Below are 23312 nucleotides of genomic sequence, written 5' to 3'. Positions count from 1 at the left end.
ATGACTGTCACCTCCCCGTACTCAGCGAGACTCGATCGCATCCCCGTCGCCGCGCACTCCGTCGACATCGACGGCAGCCGCACGCGCTACTGGGAGTACGGGTCAAGCGGCACCGGGCCGACCGTCGTGATGGTTCACGGTTTCCGCGGGGATCACCACGGGCTCGAACCGGTCGTCGCCCACCTCGAAGGACTGCACATTCTCAGTCCTGATCTCCCGGGATTCGGGGAATCGGAGCCGCTGTCGACGCCTCATGACATCGATGGCTATGCGACGTGGCTGATGGCGTTCGTCGCTGCCCTCGAGTTGCCGGAGCCGCCGGTGATCCTCGGTCACTCCTTCGGCTCGATCGTGGTGTCAGCTGCCCTCGCGCGCACGACGCTCCGCGCCCCGCTCGTGATCCTGGTCAACCCGATCGCTGCACCCGCACTCGCCGGGCCCCGTGGCTTCCTGACCAGACTCGCTGTCTTCTACTACAAGATGGGCGCGATCCTGCCCGAGCGACTCGGTTTCGCGCTGCTCCGCAACCGCGTGATCGTGCGCGTGATGAGCGTGACAATGGCGAAAACGAAGGACAGGAGTCTCCGGCGCTGGATCCATTCCCAGCACGACCTCTATTTCAGCGCGTTCGGGAACCGGGCGGTCGTGCTCGAAGCGTTCAAGGCGTCCGTCGGCAACGACGTCAGCGAATTCGCGTCGGACATCGTCGACCGTACCCTGCTGATCGCCGCCGATCAGGATGACATCACCCCGGTTGCCGCCCAGCACACGCTCGTCCGCCGTTTCCCGGACGCCGAGCTCGAGATCCTCTCCGGAGTCGGGCACCTCATCCACTACGAGGTTCCCGCCGAAGCAGCCGGACTGATCCGCGGCTTTCTCGCGGGGGAGAAGGCGTGAAGCTTCTCGTCGACTGCCGCTGGGTGACGGACGACCCCGACGACCAGCTCAGCCGGATGTCACGTGGCATCGTTCACGCCCTCGCCGAACGCCGGTCGTTCGTGATGATCGTCGGACCGTCGACGGCGCTCGACCTGCTTCCGTCGTTGCCGTGGGAACTCCTGGGATCTCCGTACAGCCCGGCCGAACTGCTCGCAGGCAGGAAGCTCAGCAGCATCGGCGCTGATGTCGTTTTCACCCCGGTCCCCGGGCTGATGGGCACTGGACGGCGGTTTCGGCTCGTCATGGCAGGGGGAACGCCTGCGGTCGACGACAGTGCCGGCCCGCTGTCCCGAATCAGGACCTGGCCTTGGCGGTTCAGGTACACGAGAAGCTGGATGATGCGCTCGGCCGACCTCATCGTGGGAGTGTCACGCGCCCAGCAGCGGACACTCCTCGGCGACAGCGCGACGGACCAGCCCGTGATCACGCTGCACACGGAAGACGCAGCGAGTGTGTCACCGGAGGTATGGCGGGAGTCTGCCGCTCAGCTCGACAGTGCGATCGAGCAGCTGGCCCGGGACTGAGACTAGCGCTCCGACGAAGCAGCGGACCGGTCAGCCGAGAAGGCGCTCGGCCAGGGCGGCGAGGGTCTCGGAGGCCCCGGCATCGAGCTTGACCGTCGCCCGGGAATCACCCTTCGTCTCGCCACGGTTGATGATCACGATCGGGCGCTTGTTTCGCCTCGCGTGTTCGAGAAGACGGATGCCGGAATTCACGACGAGCGAGGATCCGGCGATCACGAGGGCGTCCGCCTGGCCGACGATGTCGCGCGCTTCGGCGAACTTGACCGGCGGCACGAACTCACCGAAGAAGACGACATCAGGTTTCAACGGCCCCCCGCAAACCGAGCACGCCGGCGCGATGAATCTCTCGACGGACGTGATCTCGGCGTCGCCGTCCGGATTGAGCGTGACGGCATCCGGTCTCGACAGCCAGGGATTGTCGCTGTCGATCCGTGCGGCGATACTCTGCCGCGCGAACGTCTGGCCGCAGTGGAGGCAGTGGACCCGGTCCATGGAACCGTGCAGGTCGACGACGCGACGCGAGCCGGCGCGCACGTGGAGACCATCCACGTTCTGGGTGACGACCCCGTTCACGAAACCCGTTTCCTCAAGGGTGGCGAGCATCCGGTGCCCCGCATTGGGTTCCGCTGCGTCGAAGTGTGCCCAGCCGAGGTGGCTTCCTGCCCAGTACCGTTTGTGGGAGTCGTCATTTCGGAGAAACTGCGTCACCGTCATGGGCGTCCGCTTCGGGGCGCCCGCGCCCCGGTAGTCAGGGATGCCGGAGTCTGTGCTCACTCCCGCGCCCGTGAGCACAGCGAAGGTACCGCCGGACAGGACGGCGTAGGCTCGATCGAGCCCGCGTTCGTCGAGTTCCGGCGTCGGTCCGGTGATCATGGTCATGTCGGCCTTTCGAAAACCTGTGCTGACCCGAGAGTAAACAATCCGCATGTCCGATTTGTTTCGGATGCCGCGGCCCGGTCTTTCGACAGTACGCCACCACCAGAAGGAAACACCGTGCGAATCGTCCCGATCTCCGACCTCGACGCCGATGGGCTCTCCGACTACGCCCGTCTAACGGACGTTGCCCTGCGCCGGGTGAGCGAGCCCGAGGGCGGGCTCTACATCGCTGAGTCGCACAAGGTCATCGCCCGGGCCATCGCCGCCGGCCATGAGCCCCGATCGATCCTGCTGCAGGAACGATGGCTCGCCGACGTCGAGCCCCTGCTCGACCGATTTCCGGATGTCCCGGTGTACGTCGGGAACTCCGACGTGCTCGAGAAACTGACCGGCTATCACATGCACCGGGGTGCGCTCGCTGCACTGCACCGCCCCGCGCTCCCGGACATGGCGACTCTCCTCGCGGATGCCTCGCGCGTGGTGATCCTCGAGGACATCGTCGACCACACCAACGTCGGCGCCATCTTCCGTTCCGTCGCCGGCCTCGGAGCCGATGCCGTCCTCATCACACCGCGGTGCGCGGATCCGCTCTACCGCCGGAGCGTCAGGGTGAGCATGGGCACCGTCCTGCAGGTGCCATGGACGCGGATGCCCGAGTGGCCGGATGCCCGCCGGATCCTCGACGAAGCCGGTTTCCACGTTGCCGCCCTCGCCCTCGACGACCGCGCCATCGGACTGGATGAGTTCGCGGCAAATCCGCCGGAGCGGATCGCCATCACGCTCGGCGCCGAGGGAGACGGCCTCAGCAGCCAGGCACTCGACGCGGCGGACACGACGGTCATGATCCCGATGCTCCACGGCGTCGACTCGCTCAATGTGGCCTCGGCGAGCGCCGTCGCCCTGTGGGCGCTCCGCCGCTCCTGACCCGCCTTCGAGGTTCCCACCGGTAGAATCGTCGGGTGCAGAGCTCCCTCCCTTCCGATCGTTCGCGGGTGTATCGACGGCGGCGGGTGACGGTCTTCAGCGCCCTTGCCATCGTGCTCCTCCTGCTCGGCTATACCTCTCTCGCGGTGCTCCGTCCCATCCCGGCGAACGCCGCCGAACTGGCACCCGCGGGAGTGATCAGCCAGCCAGTCAGCGAGCTCGACTGGCCGTCGTTCGGCACCGGGGCGATCGGCGTTATCGGGACCGATGGGGTTCTCGAGGGTTTCGGCGCCCAGGAGTCCACTCCGATGGCGAGTATCACCAAGACGGTGACGGCCCTCGTGGTCCTCGACAGGATGCCGCTCGACGAAGGCGAAGACGGGCCGGAGCTGACCCTCACCGAGGCAGACGCCCGGATCTACTCGCAGACGATCGCCGAGGGCGGGTCGGCGGCCAGGGTTGCCGTCGGTTCGGTGTTCACCGAACGCCAGCTGCTCGAGGCCATGATGTTGCCGTCGGCCAACAATTACAGCATCACTCTCGCCAACTGGGCATACGGGTCGGTGCCGGCGTTCCTCGACGCCGCGCAGGCCTGGCTCTCCGCGCACGATCTTGCGGGCACCACTCTCGCTGACTCCAGCGGCCTCAGCAGCGGAAGCCGGTCCACCCCCGCCGACCTGGTCGCCATCGGCAAACTGGCACTCGCTCACCCGGTGTTGTCGCAAGTGGTGCAGCAGACAAGCGCTGAACTCCCGGTGATCGGTGAGGTGAAGAACACCAACAAGCTCCTGGGGTCCAACGGTGTCATCGGGCTGAAGACCGGCACGACCCGTGTGGCGGGAGCATGTCTGCTCTTCGCAGCAGAAGCGACCGTCGGCAGCGAGACCGTCACGCTCGTGGGCGTGATCCTCGGAGCGCCCAACCACCGGCAGCTCAACCAAGCGGTGACCGCTCTTCTCGCCAGCACCACCGCAGGGTTCCACGAGGTGACGCTCGTCGAAGCCGGCGAGAGCTACGGCAGCTACACAGCGCCGTGGGGCGCGACGGCGAACATTGTCGCGGCCGAGGACGCGAGCGTGCTCGTCTGGCAGGATGCCCCGGTGACGGTGACCCCGACGGCATCCGCTCTCGAATCCGGCGAGGACGGCCGCACGGTCGGGTCAGTCACGTTCGACCACGCAGGCGAGAGCATCGCCGTTCCGCTCGTGCTCGAGGATGAACTCGAGGGAGCGGACCTGGGCTGGAAGCTCGCCAATCCGTTCGGCTGATCGGCTGATCGGCCCGTTCTCAGCCGTCGCTGCGGGTGTATCTCTCCGCCAGCGGCCGTTTCGCCGTGATGAAGTCGCCCGAGGACTGGTGACGGATACGCCGGATCACCCAGGGCACGAGGTACTCGCGTGCCCAGGCGAGGTCCGACGTGCGTGCCTGACGCCACGTCGACGCCGGAAGCGGCTCGGGTTTGAGCGGTTCGAGATCGTTCTCCACGGCGAGGGCGGCCAGCACCATGCGAGCGACCGTGTGGTGCCCGAGTGGGTTGAGGTGAAGGCGGTCAGGTGACCACATCCGGCTGTCCTGCACGTCGGTCAGTGACCACATGTCGGCGACGATGCAGTCGTACTTCGTCGCGATCGCCCGGATGTTCTCGTTGTAGATCGCCACCTTTCCACGGATGCCGCGGAACACCGGTGAGAATCCCACATCGACACCGGTGAACAGGACGATGGTGGCGTGGTCGCGGCTGAGCCGGGCGATCGCCTCGTCCATCCTGGCGGCGGTCGCATCCGGGTCCGTGCCCGGACGGATGACGTCGTTCCCCCCGGCCGAAATCGAAATGAGGTCGGGTCGCAGGTCAAGCGCAGGCTCGACCTGCTCGTCGACGATCTTGCTGATGAGCCTGCCGCGGACGGCGAGGTTGGCATAGGCGAAGTCGTCGAGATCCCGGGCGAGAACCTCGGCGACCCGGTCGGCCCATCCCCGGTGGCCGCCGGGTGACGCGGGTTCTGGGTCGCCGATTCCTTCGGTGAACGAGTCACCGAGCGCGACGTATCGCGACCACGGGTGCGGGCGCCTGACAGGAACGGTGTCGTCGCCTGGCCCGTCTTCCGGATGCAGCATACTGTCGTTCACAGAGCCTCCTTTTCCCCGGGCGAGCCTACCGGTCCTCGCCACGCCAGGGGACCCCCTCGGTTCGCCCGGCAGCGGGGGAGCGGGTAGATTGTCGTCAAGTGAGCACAGAGATCTTTCCGGGAGAGCAACCGGCACAGGATGCCGTCCCGGAACTCCGGATCGGAACCTCTGCGGCCGAACATCTCTCCCCGGCGTTTCCCGAGCGGGCCGCGTGGGGAACCGTCTCAAAGCTCCGCGCCTGGCAGCAGGAAGCGATCGAGTCCTACTTCACCACCGAGCCGAAGGACTTCCTCGCTGCCGCCACCCCCGGGGCAGGCAAGACGACCTTCGCGCTCCGCCTCGCCGCCGAGCTCCTCGCCCGCCGTACCGTCGACCGCATCACCGTCGTCGCTCCCACGGAGCACCTCAAGCGCCAGTGGGCTGATGCTGCACACCGAGCGGGCATCCGGCTCGATCCGACATTCACCAACGCCGCTGGACGCTACGGACGGCACTACCACGGCGTCGTGGTCACATACGCGCAGGTCGCCGTCCGAGCAGCACTCCACCGTGACATCACCGCGTCGTCGAAGACCCTCGTCATTCTCGACGAGGTCCACCACGGCGGAGACGCGCTGAGCTGGGGCGACGCGATCCGCGAGGCGTTCGAACCGGCCACGCGCCGCCTGTCCCTGACGGGAACCCCGTTCCGCTCCGACACCGCGCCGATCCCGTTCGTCACCTATCTCCCGGACAAGCAGGGCATCCGCACGTCGCTCACCGACTACAACTACGGGTACGGCCGCGCCCTCGCCGACGGTGTGGTCCGGCCGGTGATGTTCATGGTCTACGCCGGGCACATGCGCTGGAGGACCAACGCCGGCGATGAGATGGAAGCTCGACTCGGCGAAGGCAACACCAAGGACATCACCTCGCAGGCGTGGCGCACGGCCCTTGACCCCAAGGGGGAGTGGATTCCCCAGGTCCTGCAGGCGGCTGATCGTCGACTCAGCGAGGTACGGCAGAGCATTCCGGATGCCGGTGGCCTCGTCATCGCCACCGACCAGACCGCCGCGCGGGCGTACGCCGCCATCCTCACGGACATCACCGGGCAAAGTCCGACGGTCGTCCTCTCCGACGAGAAGGAGTCGTCCGACCGGATCGACGAATTCTCCCAGGGAACGAGCCGGTGGATGGTTGCCGTGCGGATGGTGAGTGAGGGGGTCGACGTCCCCCGGCTGGCCGTCGGGGTGTACGCGACGAGCGCGTCGACACCGTTGTTCTTCGCCCAGGCCATCGGTCGGTTCGTGCGCGCCCGTCGCCGCGGCGAGACAGCATCCGTTTTCCTCCCTGACGTTCCCAACCTGATGAACCTCGCCTCACAGCTCGAGCTCGAACGGGACCACGCGCTCGACAGGAAGAGCGACGGCGACGCTGAAGGGGACATATGGAACCCCGAGGACGCGATGGTCGCCGAGGCGAACCGGGAGTCGAAGGGTTCAGATGCTCTCGGAGACGAATTCCGGTATGAGGCGATGTCCTCGTCTGCAACATTCGACCGGGTCGTCTACGACGGCGACGAGTTCGGCCAGTGGGCAGAACCCGGGACGGAAGAAGAACTCGATTTCATCGGGCTTCCCGGGCTCCTCGAACCCGAGCAGGTGCATGAGCTGCTCACGCAGCGGCAGGCTCGACAGGCCAAGCGGTCATCGACGAAGGCGCAGCAGATCCCCGCGGAAAAGACCGCAGACGTTCCACCTCCGCTGTACCGCACCCTGAAGGAGCAGCGGAGCCTGCTCAACAGCCTCGTCGGCCTGTACGCGAAGTCCACGGGGCAGCCGCACGGACTCGTGCACGCTGAACTGAGACGCATGTGTGGAGGTCCCGCGGTGCAGCAGGCCAGTGTCACCCAGTTGCAGTCACGGATCGAGTGGCTCCGGAAGAAGATGAGCGGCCGCCGCTGATCGCAATCACGCGACCGCGCAGGTCGGCCCGGTGGAACGGCTGAGCGGCTTAACCAAGAAGAGCCGGACCATTTCTGGTCCGGCTCTTCTTCTGTCTCAACACAGTGTGCGCGAAGGGGGACTTGAACCCCCACGCCCGTAAGGGCACTAGCACCTCAAGCTAGCGCGTCTGCCATTTCCGCCACCCGCGCATGTGTTCCGGCTGCGAGGTATTTCCGCTGCCGAGGTAAGACTTTAGCACGATTTCGGAGCCGTGTTTTCCACCTCGGGCAAACTCCGGGAACGGTAGCGTTGGGGGCATGCTTTCCGCTGAGACGACCCCAGACGTTCCTGACGCCGAACTCGACGAGACCGTGCGGATCGCCCGCGATCTCATCCGCTTCGACACGACGAATTACGGTGGCGGACGCTCGAAGGGCGAGACGGCAGCGGCGGAGTACGTCGCGGAATACCTTCGGGAACTCGGCCTCGAACCCCGGTTGTTCGATTCGGAACCGGGTCGAACGAGCGTCGTCGCCCGAGTCGCCGGACGCGACTCCTCCCGTGGAGCCCTTGTCGTGCACGGTCATCTCGATGTCGTCCCAGCCGACCCCGCCAACTGGAGCGTCGACCCGTTCGCCGGTGAGATCCGCGACGGGATGCTGTGGGGTCGCGGGGCGGTCGACATGAAGAACATGGACGCGATGATCCTCACGGCCGTCGCCGACCTCCTCCGGGCGGGGGAGCGGCCCGCCCGCGACCTCATCCTCGCCTTCTTCGCCGATGAGGAGAACGGCGGGGTGCTGGGGTCGCACTATCTCGTCGAGAACCACCCCGAACTGTTCGACGGTGCGACCGAGGCGATCAGCGAGGTCGGTGGGTACTCCATCTCGATCGACGGAAAGCGCGCGTACCTCGTCCAGACCGGAGAAAAGGCGTTGCTCTGGGTGAAACTCATCGCGAGGGGCCCTGCGGCGCACGGCTCGCGGGTCGTCCGGCAGAACGCGATCACCCGACTTGCCGAGGCTGTGGCAGTGGTCGGAAGACAGGACTGGCCGATCCGTCTCACCGCGACGACGACGGCGCTCCTCGGCGAGGTGGCACGCATCCTCGACGTGGAACCGCAGGCGCTCGGGCCGGACGAACTCGCCCTCGCGACCGGAACGGCATCCGGGTTCATTCAGGCCTCCCTGCGCACAACGACGAACCCGACCGTGCTGACAGCCGGCTACAAGCACAACGTGATCCCCGACACCGCCGAGGCGCTCGTCGACATCCGTTCCCTTCCCGGTGAGGAGGATGCCGTCCTCGCTGCCGTGCAGGAACTGGTCGGCAGCGACATCGAGATCGAAGTGATGCACCGCGACGTCGGCCTCGAGAACGACTTCTCCGGTCCGCTCATCGACGCCATCTGCGAGACCCTCGCCGCACACGACCCGGGCGCTGAGGTGCTGCCGTATCTTCTGCCGGCGGGCACCGACAACAAGGCGCTCTCCCTGCTCGGCATCACCGGGTACGGATTCGCGCCGCTCCGGCTGCCGGAAGACCTCGACTTCCCGGCGATGTTCCACGGGGTTGACGAGAGGGTGCCGCTCGACGCATTAGTCTTTGGCAGGCAGGTTCTGACAGACCTCCTCCGCACCTATTGACCCGAATCCCGACAACGGCAGGAACAACTCTCTCTCGTGGACCTTCTCAACGCGATCATCCTCGGCCTCGTCCAGGGTTTGACCGAATTCCTTCCCGTGTCGTCGAGTGCTCACCTGCGGATCGTCGGCGAGTTCCTCGGGACGGGTGAGGATCCAGGAGCCCGGTTCACCGCCATCACCCAGATCGGCACCGAGCTCGCCGTGATCATCCTGTTCTGGGGCGACATCGTCCGGATCATCGGCGCGTGGTGCAAAGCGCTCGTCGGCAAGATCCCGCGCAATGACCCGGATGCCAGGATGGGCTGGCTCATCATCCTCGGCTCGCTGCCGATCGTGGTCCTCGGCCTCCTGTTCCAGGACCAGATCGAGACGACGTTCCGCTCCCTGTGGTTCACCGCGTCGATGCTCATCGGGTTCGGTCTGCTGCTCGGTCTCGCCGATTGGATCGGCCGCAAGGACCGCAAACTGGAGAACCTCGGTTACCGCCACGGCATCGTTTTCGGATTCGCCCAGGCGCTGGCCCTCATCCCCGGTGTCTCGCGGTCCGGTGGCACCATCACCGCCGGATTGTTCCTCGGCTACGAGCGTGCCGCCGCCGCTCGGTATGCGTTCCTTCTCGCCATCCCTGCCGTGATGGGCAGCGGTTTTTACCAGATCTACAAGTCGATTGCGAAGCCCTGCGTCGAGGGCGCGGCCAATTGCACTCCCGAGGTGTACGGACCACTCGAAACGCTCGTCGCCACAGTCGTCGCGTTCTTCGTCGCCATCGTCGTCATCAAATTCTTCATGAGCTACATCTCGAAGCGGAGCTTCCTGCCGTTCGTGATCTACCGCATCGCCCTCGGCCTCGTCCTGTTCGTGCTCCTCGGCACCGGCGTCCTCGCTGCGGTCTAGGCGTCCGCCGAAGTCTCCGGCCACGATTAGGCTGGGGGAGTGAAGGCATGGACGAGACCCGAGATCCCCACCCTTCCAGGACTCTCCTCGGCACCGTGCCTCTATGACACGGCGTCGCGCGGGCTCGTGGAAGCGCACACCGGTGACACCGCACGGATCTACGTCTGTGGGATCACCCCGTACGACGCTACCCACATGGGCCACGCGGCCACCTACCTCGCCTACGACACCCTGCAGAGGGTCTGGCTCGACGCCGGGCTCGAGGTGCACTTCGCGCAGAACGTGACGGACATCGACGACCCGCTGCTCGAACGCGCCGCCGCAACCGGTGTCGACTGGCAGGAGCTCGCGGCAAGCCAGGTCGATCTGTTCCGCGGCGACATGGAAGCACTGAGCATCCTCCCTCCTGAGGACTACGTCGCTGTGACGGAGGTCCTCGACGAAATCGCGGAGGCCGTCGGGCGGCTGCTCGTTGCGGGCATCGCCTACGAGGTCCCGACACCGGAGAGTTCAGCAGGATCGGACATCTACTTCGACAGCGCTCGAGCTGCCGGTCTCGGGGGCTGGACGCTCGGTGACGTCAGCAACCTCGACAGCGTCGCCATGGCGACCCTGTTCCGCGAACGTGGGGGAGACCCGGACCGTGCGGGCAAGCGCGATGTTCTCGATCCGTTGCTCTGGCGCGCGGCACGTGACGACGAACCATCGTGGCCGAGCTCCGTCGGCGCCGGGCGCCCCGGCTGGCACATCGAATGCTCCGTCATCGCGCTGATGGAACTGGGCAGGGACTTCACTGTCCAGGGCGGAGGGTCAGACCTGATCTTCCCGCACCACGAGATGAGCGCCGGTCATGCGGCGGCGCTCAGCGGGCATCCGCTCGCCCGGGTGTACAGTCACACCGGCATGGTCGCCTACCAGGGCGAGAAGATGTCGAAGTCGCTCGGCAACCTCGTGCTCGTGTCGAAACTCGTCGCGTCGGGCGTTGACGCCCGGGCGATCCGACTGACGCTTCTCGCCCATCACTACCGTTCCGATTGGGAATGGACGGATGCCGCGCTCGAGACGGCGGTCGGACGGCTCCAGCTCTGGGGCGCCCGGTTCAGGGGAATGAGCCCGACCGGTGATCTGTCGGCGGAAAACATCCTGTCCGAGCTTCGCGAAGCGCTCCGGATCGACCTCGACACGCCGCGTGCGCTCGCGGTGATCGATCAGGCGGCCGAACACGGCGTCGACGATCCGGCGCTCGTGCGCCGAGCCGTGCACGCCCTGCTCGGCGTCGAACTCCGGGAGCTCTAGCGCGGGGTCGGTGGCTCGTTGCGGCCGTCGCCTTTGCCGTCGGCTGACTTGCGAAGGTAACGTTCGAATTCCTTGGCGATGGCCTCACCGCTTGCTTCGGGTGCTTCCACGGTGTCGCGAGCCTGCTCCAGCTGACGGATGTATGCCGCCATGTCCTCGTCCTCACCCGCGAGGGCGTCGATTCCCTGCTCCCACTCTGCTGCTTCCTCGACGAGGTCGCCTCGAGGGATCACGACGTCGACGATCTCCTCGAGCTTGTCGATGAGCGCGAGTACCGCTTTCGGCGACGGCGCGTTGTGAACGTAGTGCGGCACGGAGGCCCAGATCGAGAGAGTCGGAATTCCCGCGTCCTCCGCGGCTTCGGCGACGACGCTGAGGATGCCGACGGGGCCCTCGTACATGCTTCGCTCGATCTGGAGTTCAGCGCGGACCTCCGGGTTCTCACTCGAGGTGAAGATCGAGATCGGGCGGGTGTGCGGAACATCGGCGAGCATGGCGCCGAGGAAGACGATTCCCGAGATGTCGGCCGCGAGCGCGGCGTCGATGATCTCGGCGGTGAATGCCTTCCACGTTCTGGAAGGCTCAACGCCGATGAGGAGATAGATGTTGCCGCCGTTGTCGCCCGAGACACTGAGGTCAGCGTCGGCGGCGAGGGGCTCGACCGGCATCTGCGGCGACGACGGACCGTACATCGTCGTGGTCGGCCAGGTCAGCCGCCGCCTCGCCTCGTCGTCGATTCCGATGACGGGGCGGTTGAACTGGTAGTCGTAGTACAGCTCGGGATCCAGTTCACGAACCGGAGCAACGTCAAGTTGCTCCTGCAGTACACGGACCGCACCCGTCGCCGCTTCCCCGGCGTCGTTCCAGCCTTCAAACGCGACAACAAGCAGTCGACCCTTGAGCAAGAGTTCCCCATTCCGTGGACGTGTCCGCGATGGAACGCGGGCATCCATCAAGAATAGGCGCAGTCCGGCACCCGGTAGCATTGAAACCCGTGACTACACAGCTTCCCGCCGCCGTCCTCTGGGACATGGATGGCACACTCGTCGATACCGAACCGTACTGGATCACCGCAGAGACGGATCTGGTCGAGTCCTACGGGCACACCTGGACCTACGAGGACGCCATGACGCTCGTCGGTTCCGGCCTCTGGGAGTCAGCCGAGGTGTTCCGCTCCCGCGGCGTCGACCTGCCGGCGGATGACATCGTGCAGCTGCTGACCGGTCGGGTGCGCGACCGGCTCGCTAAAGACGGCGTACCGTTCCGCCCCGGCGCACGTGAGCTCCTCAAAGAGCTCCGCGCGCTCGGAGTGAAGACAGCGCTCGTCACCATGTCGATCCGCCCGATGGCCGAGCAGGTGCTCTCCCACCTCGACTTCGACGCGTTCGACCTGCTCGTCACCGGCGACGAGGTCGACAACCCCAAGCCGCACCCGGAGCCGTACCTCACCGCCGCGTCCCTGCTCGGTGTCTCCATCTCCGACTGTGTCGCCATCGAAGATTCACGCGCCGGACTGGCATCCGCCGTCGCATCCGGTGCCGTCTCGATCGCCGTCCCGCACGCCGTCACCATTCCCGAAGCATCCACCCACACCACCTGGCCCACCCTGGCCGGCAGAACCAGCACCGATGTGTCGGCAGTCTTCGCCGCCTCACGCAGCGAAGGACTTTCCCGATGACCGATCAGCTCCCCACCGAACACCCGCTCGACGAGCGCCCCCAGAACTCGGGCCCGTTCCGGGTCGGAGACCGCGTGCAGCTCACCGGCCCCAAGGGCAAGCGAAACACGATCACCCTCGAACACGGCAAGGAATTCCACACCCACCGGGGAATCGTCGGGCACGACAGCATCATCGGGCTCCCCGACGGTTCGGTGATCACGACGACGGACGGAATCGAATACCTGGCCCTCCGTCCACTGCTCGTCGACTTCGTCATGTCCATGCCGCGCGGCGCCGCGATCATCTATCCGAAGGACGCCGCCCAGATCGTCGGCCAGGCCGACATCTTCCCCGGCGCGACCGTCGTCGAGGCCGGGGTCGGGTCCGGCGCGCTGTCATTGTGGCTCCTCCGCGCGATCGGCCCGACCGGCCGGCTCGAATCATTCGAACGACGCGATGAGTTCGCCGACGTGGCCCGCGGGAACGTTGCCACCTTCTTCGGCTACGACCCGGACAACTGGCGCGTCTCGGTCGGCGACCTCGCCGAGGCCCTCCCACAGGCCGTCGAACCGGCATCCGTCGACCGGGTCATCCTCGACATGCTTGCCCCGTGGGAGAACATCAATGCATGCGCCACCGCGATGAAACCGGGCGGCGTGCTGCTCTGCTACGTCGCGACCGTGACCCAGCTGTCCCGCGTCGCGGAGGCGATCCGCGCCACCGGCCAGTTCACCAACCCGGACTCGAACGAGACCATCGTGCGCGGCTGGCACGTCGAAGGACTGGCCGTGCGCCCGGACCACCGGATGATCGGCCACACCGGGTTCCTCATCACCGCCCGTCGTCTCGCCGACGGAGCCGTGCTCCCCGAGCTCAAGCGCCGGCCGAGCAAGTCGGACTTCAGCGATGAGGACGTCGAACTCTGGACGCCGGGAGCACTCGGGGAACGCAACGTCAGCGCCAAGATCCTCCGGAAACGGATGCGCACCGTCAACAATTCGGCAGAGCTCAGCCGATCAAGGTCGCTCGGGACGGCTGACGACGACACCGTCGACGCCGCGGAACCCGACGAGACCCCCGACCACTAAAATAGATTCGCGACAGCGTCGCATCCGCCCTCAAGCATCGAAGAGAGATCCCGTGCGCAAGGCTCCAGTTCTTATCCTGTCCGCCGGCCTGTTGGTGGCCACCCTCACCGGTTGTGCCCCGTCGGCTGCGGAGGCCTGCGAGCCGACGACGACGGAGGGGAGCGCTTCGAAGCTCATCGACGTCTCCGGCCCGTTCGGCGAGGCGCCCACCGTCAGCATGCCGACGCCGGTCAAGGCCAAGAAGACGGAGCGATCGGTCATCATCGACGGCGACGACGACGGAAACGTCGTCACGGGCGACCAGAGCGTGAAGATGAGCTTCGCCCTGTACGACGGAGCGACGGGGGAGCCGCTCGAGCAGAACGCGTATGGCGAGCCGGCCCTCTACGTCCCCTCCCAGCTTCACCCCGAGATGGCGGACGCGCTGCACTGCGCTACGCCTGGATCACGCATCGCGATGACGATCCCCGAGGGTGAAGAGACCCTCGTCCTCGTCGCTGACATCCTCGACGTGTTCCTCGAGAAGGCCGACGGCGCGATCCGGCCGGTCGTCGAATCCGGCTTCCCGTCCGTCGTGACGGCAGGGGACGGTACCCCCGGGCTAACCATCCCGTCCTCCGAGCCGCCGAGCGAGCTGAAGGTCGCGGTGCTCAAGGCCGGAGATGGAGAGAAAGTCACCGAGTCCGGGCCGATGGTGGTCCACTACACCGGTGCTCTCTGGGCGGACAAGACGATCTTCGACTCGTCCTGGGAGAAGGGCGTTCCGGCTGTCTTCGCCGCCGACGGCATCGTTCCCGGCCTGTCAGAGGCGCTCGTCGGTCAGCAGGTCGGTTCGCAGGTTCTCGTCGTCATTCCGCCGGAGCTCGGGTACGGCGACCAGGCAAACGCGGCTGTCCCGGCCAATTCCACCCTCGTCTTCGTCGTCGACATCCTCGGCACGGTCTCCTGACCGCTCGGCCTCCCGCCGCGCGATTAGGATGAAGCCGTGCCAGATCCCACCGAAGCTGCAACGCCGCGAGTCGCCGTCGAGGAACGCCTCTTCAGCCTCGTCCTCGCGCTTCTCGCAACCGAACAGGGCCTGACCAAGTCCGAGATTCTCTCGACGGTGCAGGGCTACCGGCAGCGCTACTCCAGCTCAGGAGGGAACGCCAACCTCGAGCGCCAGTTCGAGCGCGACAAGGACGACATCCGCGAACTCGGCATTCCCCTCGAGACCGTCGAGGCACCGGGCGATCCCGGCAACAACCAGCTCACGCGATATCGAATTCCCAAAGGTGAATACGACCTGCCCAAGGAACTGACGTTCTCACCCGCCGAGATCGCCATGCTGTCGCTCGCCGCCACCGTCTGGCGTCAGGGTTCCCTCTCGGGGGAGTCGCGCAGGGCGATCCTCAAACTCCGCTCCCTCGGAATCGAATCTGACGAACCGGTCATCGGTTACGCGCCCCGCGTGCGAATCCGCGAGAGTTCGTTCGAACCGCTGCGCCAGGCGCTCGAACGCCACACCGTCGTCGAGTTCCCGTATCTCAAGCCGGGGGAGTCGACGGCGAAGACCCGAACCGTGGCTCCGCTCGCCCTCGTCCAGCACCACGGCAGGTGGCACCTGTCCGCCCACGACCTCACCGTCGGCGACAAACGCACCTTCCTGCTGTCGCGCATCGTCGGCCCGGTTGCCACGGTGCAGCGCACCTGGACCCCGCCGGAGACCGGGGGGCATGCCGAACGCTCGCTTAATGACCTCGACGCTCTCTGGGCATCACAGCGCGCCGTGATCCGGGTCGAACCGGGAACGGATGCCGCGACGCGGCTCACGAAGCGGGCATCCGTCTCGGATAGTGGGACTCTCGAACTTCACTACACCGACGTCGACGTTCTCGCCGACGAGCTCGCGGCGTACGGCCCGGAGGTCCTCGTCGAGTCCCCGCAGCGACTCCGAGACGCCGTCGTGTCACGCCACGTCAGGACAGTTCGCACCCACCGCGGCGGAACAGGAGCTTCCCGTGGCTAAACCAGCGCTGCACGCTCGCGACAAGCTCGCCTTCCTCCTCGCGCTCGTCCCGTACCTGATGGATCACGGTTCAGTGCGGGTGGCTGACGCAGCGAGGCACTTCGGTGTCGACGAGGACCAGATCCGTGAATCGGTCCGGCTCATCGCCGTCTCCGGAGTACCCGGCGAGACGAGCTCGTACCAGCACGAGGACCTCTTCGACATCGACTGGGACGCATTCGAACAGGACGACGAGATCGTCATCACCCACCTCGTCGCGATCGATGACTCGCCGCGGTTCTCGGCCCGCGAAGCGGCTGCGCTGATCGCCGGACTCCAGTACCTGTCGTCACTGCCGGAGCAAGCAGACCGTGACGTGCTCGGTTCGCTCATGTCGAAGCTCGCGCTCGGGTCGACGGGTCGGCCGTCGGAGGTTGCTGTGGGGTCGAGCCAGGCGGACAGTGCCCTCGCCCTCATCCGAAACTCCGTCGCCGCGGGAAACCAGATCGAGTTCGATTACCTCAATTCGCGCGGCGAATCCGAGAAGCGCCGGGTCGACCCTCTCCGCATCCAGTCGCTCGACCAGGACTGGTACCTGCGCGGCTGGGACCACCTTCGTGAGGCCGTCCGCACCTTCCGGCTCGACCGGATGAGCAACCTCGACGTCACCGACGAGCCGATCAGCCACCACGCCGGTGAGATCCCTCTCTCCGAGAGCCTGTTCGAGAGTTCGGAGAGCGACCTCGAGGTCGTCGTCGAGTTGCCGGAGGACGCGATCGGCATGATCGCGGACTACCTCACGTCGGATGCCCCGGTGCCTGCCAGGAACGGACGCTCGCGCGTCACCCTCCACGTGGCGCACGACCATGGGCTCAAGCGGCTGATTGCCGGGCTCTCCGGCGTCGTCACCGTCATCTCTCCCGACACTGCGCGCGTGCGCGTGGCTGACTGGGCGCAAGCCGCTCTCGACCGGTACGCTGGAGAAATCGACGCGCAGTGACGCACGCGACTTCCAGCGAAGCGCGGTAAACTGACCCGAACTACGACAGGATCAAAGGACAGCTCATGGGAATCTTCGGCAACGCGTTCACCGGATGGCACTTGCTCGTCATCGTGTTCCTCGTCCTTCTGTTGTTCGGTGCTCCCAAGCTTCCTGCCCTCGCGAAGAGCGTCGGTCAGTCAATGAAGATCTTCAAGAGTGAGATCAAGTCCGACAAGATCGACAAGACCGACGACGCAGCCGGCACTACGCCGGTCGCCCCGGCGGCAACGGTCACCCCGGTCGACACTGTCGCGCCACCCGCTGAGCAGCCGGCTCCGGCGAACCAGACTCCGGGCGCCTCCGGATCCCAGACGAAACCGTAGGGTTCGTGGCCGCCCGCACCAAACGGGGCAGGAGCGTCGACGGTCGGATGTCGCTCGGCGCGCATCTGGTCGAGTTACGCAAGCGCCTCTTCATCAGTGCCCTCGCCATCGTTGTCGCGATGGTCGCAGGCTTCATCGTGTCGGAATTCGCGATCAACGCGATGGCCGCCCCGATCACGGACATCGCTGAGGGCCGTGGCCAGGCGTTGCTGAACTTCGACAACGTGACCGGCGCCTTCGACCTCCGGATGAAGGTCGCGTTCACCATCGGTATCGTCGTCGCGAGCCCCGTCTGGCTCTACCAGATCTGGGCATTCCTCGTACCTGGACTCACCAGAAAGGAAATCGGCTACGCCCTGGGTTTCCTGCTGAGCGCTGTCCCTCTGTTCCTCGCCGGCTGTGCCGCCGGATGGTTCGTCATGCCTCACATCGTCGAACTGATGGTCGGCTTCACACCCGCTGACGCCTCCAACTTCTTCAACGCGGGGATCTACTTCGACTTCGTGCTGAAGCTCGTCCTCGCGGTCGGGATCGCCTTCATCGTGCCCGTCTTCCTCGTTCTGCTGAACTTCGTCGGGGTCCTGAGCGCAGCCACAATCATCAAGTCGTGGCGAGTCGCGGTTCTCGTCATCGCGCTGTTCTGCGCAACGGCTACTCCGGCAGCAGACGTGATCTCGATGTTCATCCTGGCCATCCCGATGGTCGCGTTGTATTTCGGTTCGTACGGCATCGCATATCTTCATGACCGCCGCGTCGCGAAACGCCGGCTGGCGTTCGAGGCAGAATTGTTCGCGTGACCGTGAACCTGAGTCCTGCCGAACGCTATGCAGCTTCCAAACGCAAGACCCCGCTCCTCGACGCCTTCCGCGCCAGGCAACGATTCGACCTCGACCCGTTCCAGCTCGAAGCCTGCGCCAGTGTCGAAGCCGGAAACAGTGTGCTCGTCGCGGCGCCGACGGGCGCGGGCAAGACGATCATCGCCGAGTTCGCCATCTATGCCGCAATGCAGCGGAGCCGGTCGAAGGTGTTCTACACCGCGCCGATGAAGGCGCTCAGCAACCAGAAGTTCAACGAGCTCGTCGCCGAGTACGGGCCAGAGTCCGTCGGCCTCCTCACCGGTGACACCAACATCAACGCCCGTGCCCGTGTCGTCGTCATGACCACAGAGGTCCTCCGGAACATGCTGTATGCGGATTCGGACCTCCTCGCGGACCTCGCCTACGTCGTCATGGACGAAGTGCATTACCTCGCCGACCGCTTCCGTGGCGCCGTCTGGGAGGAGGTCATCATCCACCTTCCGCAGGACGTGCGCATGGTCTCGCTGAGCGCGACGGTCTCGAACGCCGAGGAGTTCGGCGACTGGCTCCAGGCAGTCCGCGGTCACACCGAAGTCATCGTCTCCGAGGAGCGCCCGGTTCCGCTCGACCAGCACGTGCTGATGCGCGGAAAGCTCATCGACCTCTTCGCCGCGCCGACGCTGGCGGAGACGCATTCGGTCAACCCGGAGCTGGTGCGGCTGGCCCAGTTCGGCGGACGGTCACCGAGCTCGAAGCATCACAAGGATGTCAGCCGATACAACGCGAAACGCCAGCGTCCGCAGCAGAGGCTCGACCGCGGCGACACCATCGAACTGCTCGATGAACACCACCTGCTACCCGCGATCTTCTTCATCTTCAGCCGAGTGGGCTGTGACCAGGCGGTCGCGCAAGTGCTGCGCTCAGGCATCCGTCTCACCGAAGCGCACGAACGTGATGAGATCCGCGAGATCGTCGAGGAACGCTGCTCCAACCTGCAGGACGAGGACCTCGGCGTTCTCGGTTACTGGGAGTGGCTCGACGGACTTGAGCGCGGCGTGGCTGCGCACCACGCGGGCATGCTGCCCGCGTTCAAGGAAGTCGTCGAGGAACTGTTCCGGCGCAAGCTCGTCAAAGCGGTGTTCGCGACGGAGACCCTCGCCCTCGGTATCAATATGCCGGCGAGGACCGTTGTCCTCGAGAAACTCGAGAAGTTCAACGGCGAGGCACGCGTGCCGATTACTCCGGGGGAGTACACCCAGCTCACCGGTCGGGCGGGGCGCCGGGGGATCGACGTGGAGGGCCACGCTGTCATCGCGTGGCAGGAGGGACTTCACCCGCAGTCGGTCGCTTCCCTCGCGTCTAAGCGGAGCTACCCGCTCAACTCCAGCTTCAAGCCGACCTACAACATGGCGGTGAACCTGATCGACCAGTTCGGCCGGGAGCGGACGCGCGAGATCCTCGAGTCGTCATTCGCGCAGTTCCAGGCGGATCGCGCCGTCGTGGGAATGGCACGGAAGGTTCGTGAGCAGGAGGGGTCGCTCGCGAAATACCGGGAAGCGATGACGTGTCACCTCGGCGACTTCGCCGAGTACGCCGGTATCCGGCGCGAACTGACCGACCTCGAGCGCAAGAGCGCTCACCCTGAACACACCTCCCGGTCGAACAACGACCGCAGGCAAAAACAGCTCGCGTCGCTGCGCAAACGGATGAAGGCACACCCGTGCCACGGCTGTTCCGACCGGGAACAGCACGCGAGATGGGCTGAACGCTGGTTCACGCTGAAACGGCAGACCGACCAGCTCAGCAGACAGATCTCCACCCGCACCGGTGCGGTCGCCAAGATCTTCGACCGCGTGACAGACGTTCTCCTCGAGTACGAATACCTCCTCCCAGGTGACGGAGGAGAGGTGGAGCTCAGCGCTGCCGGCCGAACCCTCAAGCGGATCTACGGAGAACGCGACCTCCTCGTCGCCGAAGCACTCCAGCGCGGAGTGTGGAACGATCTCGACCCCGCGAGCCTCGCCGCCATGGCGAGCTGTATCGTGTTCGAGCCGAGGCGGGACGAAGGCATGATGCCTGACCGCTTCCTTCCGCGTGGTGCGTTCCGGGTCGCACTCGACAAGACGCAGGAGCTGTGGGCGAGGCTCGACGACACCGAGCAGGAGAATCGTCTCCCTGGCAGTGAACCGCTCGCGACCGGGCTCATTGTCGCAATGCACAAATGGGCGCGGGGATCGAACCTCAACGCCGTGCTCACCGAAGCGGACATGGCCGCTGGTGACTTCGTCCGGTGGACAAAACAGACGATCGACCTGCTCGATCAACTCTCCATCGTCGCCGATGGCGGCGTGGGCAGGAACGCGCGCAAGGCGCTCGAGGCTATCCGCCGGGGGATCGTCGCCTACAGCACGGTGTGAATGCGCCCGAGCTGAACCTGACGCCTGTTTTTGCACCATAGGCTGGAGAAGTGACAGCCGAACCAGCCCCGATGCGCCCCCCTGTTCCGCTCGTGGCTGCTCTTCTCCTCGCCGCAGGTTCCGGGCCGGTCCTCGACGCCGGCTTCCCCGACCTCGGGATCTGGCCGCTCGCTTTCGTCGGCATCGGCATCATCCTCATCTCACTCATCGGCAGAAGCGCGTGGGGCGCACTGCTCGTCGGGTTCGTGGCGAGTGTCTCGTTCTACCTCGTCCACATCTCCTGGATCACCCTCTACCTCGGCGACGTCCCCTGGCTTGCCCTGTCGATCCTCCAGTCGATCTTCTTCGCGCTCGGCGCCCTGCTCATCACCCTCGCGTTCCGCTGGATCCCGAACGTCTGGCCCACCGCCCTGGGGCGGGTCGGACTGCTGCCGATCGTCATCGCTGGACTCTGGACGGCACGCGAAGCCCTCGTCAGCACCTGGCCATACGGCGGATTCGCGTGGGGTCGGGTCGCCCTGAGCCAGTCCGAGAGTCCGTTCGCTCCACTCGTCGCGTGGGTCGGTGTGAGCGGCCTCAGTTTCGTGATGGTCTGGCTCGTCGCGTTCCTGCTGCAGTTCCTGCGCGAACCCGAGGTCACGGTTCCCTCGCTCCGCCTCCTCGCCCCCGCCGCAGCTGTCGCCGTTGTCCTTGCACTACCCGCCTGGCCTGTCGTGGAGCGGGGCACCTCGACCATCGCGGCCGTGCAGGGGAACGCCAAAGCGGGCTACTTCGACGAACGGGAACCGGGGGACATCCTCGCCGCGCAGGCGTCGGCGACCTTGCCTCTCATCGGGACCCCGGTCGACATGATCGTCTGGCCGGAGAACGGCACCGACCTGGACCCGACCCGGGAGCCGCAGGCGGCATCCGTTCTGGATTATCTCGGAGCACAGGCGCAGGCACCGATCATCGCCGGCACGATCACGGAACGTGACGGCCGCTTCTACAACACGTCGTTGCTGTGGGAGACGCAGACCGGACCGGTAGACCACTATGACAAGCGTCATCCCGTGCCTTTCGGCGAGTATGTTCCCGACCGCGACTTCTGGGAGCCATTCGCGCCGGATCTGATCGGGTTGATCGGCCGCGAGTACACACCGGGGACAGTGGACAACGTCTTCAACGTCAACGGCGTGATAGCCGGCATCTCGATCTGCTTCGACATCGTCGACGACGCACTGACCCGCGAAGCGGTCGACCGCGGGGCGCAAGTGATCATCGCCCAGACGAACAACGCCGATTTCGGGCGCACGGACGAGAACCAGCAACAGCTGGCGATCGCCCGGCTCCGCGCGATCGAGTCGTCGCGCAGCCTCGTCAACATCTCCACCGTCGGAACCAGCCAGATGATCGGGCCTGACGGCGCAACGCTCACGGAGATCCCCGCTTACGAACCCGGGCACATGGTCTACGACGTTCCACTTGTCTCCGAAGTGACGCCGGCGATGGCGGCCGGCGGACACATGGAATCGTTCGTGTCGTACTTCGGGTTGCTCGCGCTCGGCGTCGCCATGCTTCTGCGCACAAAAAACGGGCGCCCGCATCGCGGACGCCCGAATTCTGGAGGCTAAGCGCCGACCTTCTGCTGGCCGCGCCGGGCCCGGAGGAACGTCAAGCGCTCCTCGAGGAGCTCTTCGAGCTCGTCCCTGCTCCGTCGCTCAAGCAGCATGTCCCAGTGGGTGCGTGCCTGTTTCTGATCTGACCGGTCGATGACGACCGGTTCTGAACCCACCATGAGAACGGCTTCGCCGCTGCAGTGGCGGCACTCCCAGGTGTCTGGGGCTTCCGCGTCTGCGGCGAACATGAGCGCCGTCTCGTGGTTGCAGGTCGGGCATAGATACACCGACCGGATTCGTTCTGAAAATACGACGCCGTCTTCGCTTTGTAGGCTCTGGGCGCCGAGGCGCATTCCGCGCAAACTACGATCTGCCATGGTGTGGACCCCTCTCGTTCGCTGAGTCCAGTTATAGACCCCCAAGCTGGGCGTCACCTTGTTTCTTGGAGATTGCTCCCAGCCTACGTTCAGGTTGAGGGAGTGGTCATGCGCCCGGCGACGAGGTGGAGTGCAAGATCCGCCCGGTCGGTGATGATCCCGTCGACGCCGAGATCGAGGAGACGGCGCATGTCATCCGGTTCGTTGACCGTCCAGACGTGGACTTCAACACCGGCGCGGTGAAACGCGTTCACCGTCCGTCTGGTGACGAGTTGCACATTGCGATGCCGCTCGGGGATCTGGACACAGCGGATGCCGCCCAGCGCGGCACGTACGATGGCCGCGGATCCGAGACGGGCACCGATGAACGCGCGCGTGAACCGCTCCGACGACGCCGACGAGGCGGCATCCGCGAGCAGAGCCGTCGCCCGGGATCGTCGTGCCTCGTCGAATGACGTGACCAGCACCCGGTCCTCTGCCTTCTCGGCGCGGACGGCATGAGCGACAGGCCCGGCGGCCTGCTCGGACTTCACATCGATGTTGAACCGGGTCCGGGGAAAAGTGACGAGAGCGCTGGCGAGGGCCGGGACGCGGTGACCGCCGCCGAGATCCAGTTGACGCAGCTGGCTCCAGGTCAGATTGCGGACGGTGTGGGTCACACCGTCCGCAATGATCTCCGGGTCATGAACGAGGACCGCGACACCGTCGCTGGTGGCGTGGGCATCCGTTTCGACATAGTGCGCCCCGACATCGATGGCCGCCTGGAACGCGGCGATCGTGTTCTCCGGAGCCGAGAGCGCGAGACCACGGTGAGCGAATACGCGTGGCCTCTCGAGATCGAAATACCGTGAGGCCACGCGTTCTGCCGCCAT

General features: G+C 65.9%; 22 protein-coding genes and 1 tRNA gene. 17 read left to right on the top strand and 6 right to left on the bottom strand.

Annotated elements, in window-relative coordinates:
• Both D9V29_RS04725 and D9V29_RS04720 read left to right on the top strand, forming a co-directional pair.
• Positions 1-897, top strand: a complete 897-nt coding sequence (locus D9V29_RS04725) for an alpha/beta fold hydrolase (protein WP_121672173.1) — start codon at positions 1-3, stop codon at positions 895-897.
• Entirely contained in the window at positions 894-1463 is a 570-nt protein-coding gene (locus tag D9V29_RS04720) for a hypothetical protein (protein WP_121672172.1), read from the top strand. Before D9V29_RS04725 ends, D9V29_RS04720 begins: the two co-directional genes overlap by 4 nt.
• Before the next feature lie 30 nt (positions 1464-1493).
• Here the strand turns inward: D9V29_RS04720 and D9V29_RS04715 are convergent, their stop codons facing one another.
• Complete coding sequence (locus tag D9V29_RS04715; RefSeq protein ID WP_229790353.1) at positions 1494-2342, bottom strand: Sir2 family NAD-dependent protein deacetylase; 849 nt, start codon at positions 2340-2342, stop codon at positions 1494-1496.
• A gap of 114 nt (positions 2343-2456) precedes the next feature.
• Between D9V29_RS04715 and D9V29_RS04710 the strand changes: the two genes are divergently transcribed.
• Both D9V29_RS04710 and D9V29_RS04705 read left to right on the top strand, forming a co-directional pair.
• Entirely contained in the window at positions 2457-3263 is an 807-nt protein-coding gene (locus tag D9V29_RS04710) for a TrmH family RNA methyltransferase (protein WP_121672171.1), read from the top strand.
• A gap of 35 nt (positions 3264-3298) precedes the next feature.
• Positions 3299-4531 (top strand): D-alanyl-D-alanine carboxypeptidase family protein, encoded by a 1233-nt coding sequence (locus D9V29_RS04705; protein ID WP_147436221.1) that lies wholly within the window; start codon positions 3299-3301, stop codon positions 4529-4531.
• A 19-nt stretch (positions 4532-4550) separates the two neighbouring features.
• Here D9V29_RS04705 and D9V29_RS04700 read toward each other — a convergent pair whose 3' ends face one another.
• Positions 4551-5378 carry an SGNH/GDSL hydrolase family protein gene (locus D9V29_RS04700; RefSeq protein ID WP_121672332.1) on the bottom strand — a complete coding sequence of 276 codons (828 nt, stop codon included), beginning with the start codon at positions 5376-5378 and terminating at the stop codon, positions 4551-4553.
• Positions 5379-5500: 122 nt separating this feature from the next.
• Here D9V29_RS04700 and D9V29_RS04695 point away from each other — a divergent pair, with 122 nt between their 5' ends.
• On the top strand, positions 5501-7333 hold the full coding sequence (locus D9V29_RS04695; protein WP_220699926.1) for a DEAD/DEAH box helicase: 1833 nt from the start codon (positions 5501-5503) through the stop codon (positions 7331-7333).
• Between the two features lie 107 nt (positions 7334-7440).
• Here the strand turns inward: D9V29_RS04695 and D9V29_RS04690 are convergent.
• Positions 7441-7524 (bottom strand) — tRNA-Leu (locus D9V29_RS04690).
• A 108-nt stretch (positions 7525-7632) separates the two neighbouring features.
• Here D9V29_RS04690 and D9V29_RS04685 point away from each other — a divergent pair.
• Genes D9V29_RS04685 through mshC form a run of 3 tightly spaced genes read left to right on the top strand, consistent with a single transcriptional unit; the run spans position 7633 to position 11151 of the window.
• The gene (locus D9V29_RS04685; RefSeq protein ID WP_121672169.1) at positions 7633-8961 is read left to right on the top strand and encodes a M20/M25/M40 family metallo-hydrolase; all 1329 of its coding nucleotides are present in this window, start codon (positions 7633-7635) and stop codon (positions 8959-8961) included.
• Positions 8962-8997: 36 nt separating this feature from the next.
• Entirely contained in the window at positions 8998-9855 is an 858-nt protein-coding gene (locus tag D9V29_RS04680) for an undecaprenyl-diphosphate phosphatase (protein WP_121672168.1), read from the top strand.
• Between the two features lie 39 nt (positions 9856-9894).
• Positions 9895-11151, top strand: coding sequence for a cysteine--1-D-myo-inosityl 2-amino-2-deoxy-alpha-D-glucopyranoside ligase (gene mshC / locus D9V29_RS04675; RefSeq protein ID WP_121672167.1), 1257 nt, complete (start codon positions 9895-9897; stop codon positions 11149-11151).
• Here mshC and D9V29_RS04670 read toward each other — a convergent pair.
• Entirely contained in the window at positions 11148-12104 is a 957-nt protein-coding gene (locus tag D9V29_RS04670) for a proteasome assembly chaperone family protein (RefSeq protein ID WP_121672166.1), read from the bottom strand. The two genes, mshC and D9V29_RS04670, sit on opposite strands and share 4 nt — an antisense overlap.
• A 41-nt stretch (positions 12105-12145) precedes the next feature.
• Between D9V29_RS04670 and D9V29_RS04665 the strand changes: the two genes are divergently transcribed.
• The 9 genes from D9V29_RS04665 to lnt all read left to right on the top strand — a co-directional run bounded on the left by D9V29_RS04665 (position 12146) and on the right by lnt (position 22078).
• Entirely contained in the window at positions 12146-12829 is a 684-nt protein-coding gene (locus tag D9V29_RS04665) for an HAD family hydrolase (RefSeq protein WP_229790354.1), read from the top strand.
• Positions 12826-13899: a tRNA (adenine-N1)-methyltransferase gene (locus tag D9V29_RS04660; RefSeq protein ID WP_121672165.1), complete on the top strand. Its 1074-nt coding sequence runs from the start codon at positions 12826-12828 to the stop codon at positions 13897-13899. Before D9V29_RS04665 ends, D9V29_RS04660 begins: the two co-directional genes overlap by 4 nt.
• Positions 13900-13951: 52 nt before the next feature.
• A complete protein-coding gene (locus tag D9V29_RS04655) occupies positions 13952-14848 on the top strand; it encodes an FKBP-type peptidyl-prolyl cis-trans isomerase (RefSeq protein WP_121672164.1) in 897 nt (298 codons plus the stop codon).
• A gap of 36 nt (positions 14849-14884) precedes the next feature.
• Positions 14885-15907 (top strand): helix-turn-helix transcriptional regulator, encoded by a 1023-nt coding sequence (locus D9V29_RS04650; RefSeq protein WP_121672163.1) that lies wholly within the window; start codon positions 14885-14887, stop codon positions 15905-15907.
• Positions 15900-16886 carry a helix-turn-helix transcriptional regulator gene (locus D9V29_RS04645; protein WP_259462884.1) on the top strand — a complete coding sequence of 329 codons (987 nt, stop codon included), beginning with the start codon at positions 15900-15902 and terminating at the stop codon, positions 16884-16886. The genes D9V29_RS04650 and D9V29_RS04645 overlap by 8 nt, the downstream gene beginning before the upstream one ends.
• A gap of 65 nt (positions 16887-16951) precedes the next feature.
• Positions 16952-17251 (top strand): twin-arginine translocase TatA/TatE family subunit, encoded by a 300-nt coding sequence (locus tag D9V29_RS04640; protein WP_121672162.1) that lies wholly within the window; start codon positions 16952-16954, stop codon positions 17249-17251.
• Between the two features lie 5 nt (positions 17252-17256).
• The gene (gene tatC, locus D9V29_RS04635; RefSeq protein WP_373294772.1) at positions 17257-18048 is read left to right on the top strand and encodes a twin-arginine translocase subunit TatC; all 792 of its coding nucleotides are present in this window, start codon (positions 17257-17259) and stop codon (positions 18046-18048) included.
• Complete coding sequence (locus tag D9V29_RS04630) at positions 18045-20465, top strand: DEAD/DEAH box helicase (protein WP_121672160.1); 2421 nt, start codon at positions 18045-18047, stop codon at positions 20463-20465. The genes tatC and D9V29_RS04630 overlap by 4 nt, the downstream gene beginning before the upstream one ends.
• Positions 20466-20515: 50 nt before the next feature.
• On the top strand, positions 20516-22078 hold the full coding sequence (gene lnt / locus D9V29_RS04625; protein ID WP_308428551.1) for an apolipoprotein N-acyltransferase: 1563 nt from the start codon (positions 20516-20518) through the stop codon (positions 22076-22078).
• Here the strand turns inward: lnt and D9V29_RS04620 are convergent.
• Positions 22075-22440, bottom strand: a complete 366-nt coding sequence (locus D9V29_RS04620) for an RNA polymerase-binding protein RbpA (RefSeq protein ID WP_121672159.1) — start codon at positions 22438-22440, stop codon at positions 22075-22077. The genes lnt and D9V29_RS04620 overlap by 4 nt on opposite strands.
• An 89-nt stretch (positions 22441-22529) precedes the next feature.
• On the bottom strand, positions 22530-23312 hold the full coding sequence (locus tag D9V29_RS04615; protein ID WP_121672158.1) for a glycerophosphodiester phosphodiesterase family protein: 783 nt from the start codon (positions 23310-23312) through the stop codon (positions 22530-22532).

Source organism: Mycetocola manganoxydans (genome assembly GCF_003667545.1).
Taxonomy (GTDB): Bacteria; Actinomycetota; Actinomycetes; order Actinomycetales; family Microbacteriaceae; genus Mycetocola_A; species Mycetocola_A manganoxydans.
The sequence above is the reverse complement of the archived record's forward strand: the minus strand, read 5'-3'. Positions and strand labels throughout refer to the sequence as shown.

Excerpts from the sequence above, each read along its gene's own strand:
- D9V29_RS04640 (WP_121672162.1), top strand. The coding sequence starts at position 16,952 with ATGGGAATCTTCGGCAACGCGTTCACCGGATGGCACTTGCTCGTCATC.
- D9V29_RS04660 (WP_121672165.1), top strand. The coding sequence starts at position 12,826 with ATGACCGATCAGCTCCCCACCGAACACCCGCTCGACGAGCGCCCCCAG.
- D9V29_RS04685 (WP_121672169.1), top strand. The coding sequence starts at position 7,633 with ATGCTTTCCGCTGAGACGACCCCAGACGTTCCTGACGCCGAACTCGAC.
- D9V29_RS04615 (WP_121672158.1), bottom strand. The coding sequence starts at position 23,312 with ATGGCGGCAGAACGCGTGGCCTCACGGTATTTCGATCTCGAGAGGCCA.
- D9V29_RS04715 (WP_229790353.1), bottom strand. The coding sequence starts at position 2,342 with ATGACCATGATCACCGGACCGACGCCGGAACTCGACGAACGCGGGCTC.
- D9V29_RS04700 (WP_121672332.1), bottom strand. The coding sequence starts at position 5,378 with ATGCTGCATCCGGAAGACGGGCCAGGCGACGACACCGTTCCTGTCAGG.
- D9V29_RS04670 (WP_121672166.1), bottom strand. The coding sequence starts at position 12,104 with ATGGATGCCCGCGTTCCATCGCGGACACGTCCACGGAATGGGGAACTC.
- D9V29_RS04725 (WP_121672173.1), top strand. The coding sequence starts at position 1 with ATGACTGTCACCTCCCCGTACTCAGCGAGACTCGATCGCATCCCCGTC.
- D9V29_RS04620 (WP_121672159.1), bottom strand. The coding sequence starts at position 22,440 with ATGGCAGATCGTAGTTTGCGCGGAATGCGCCTCGGCGCCCAGAGCCTA.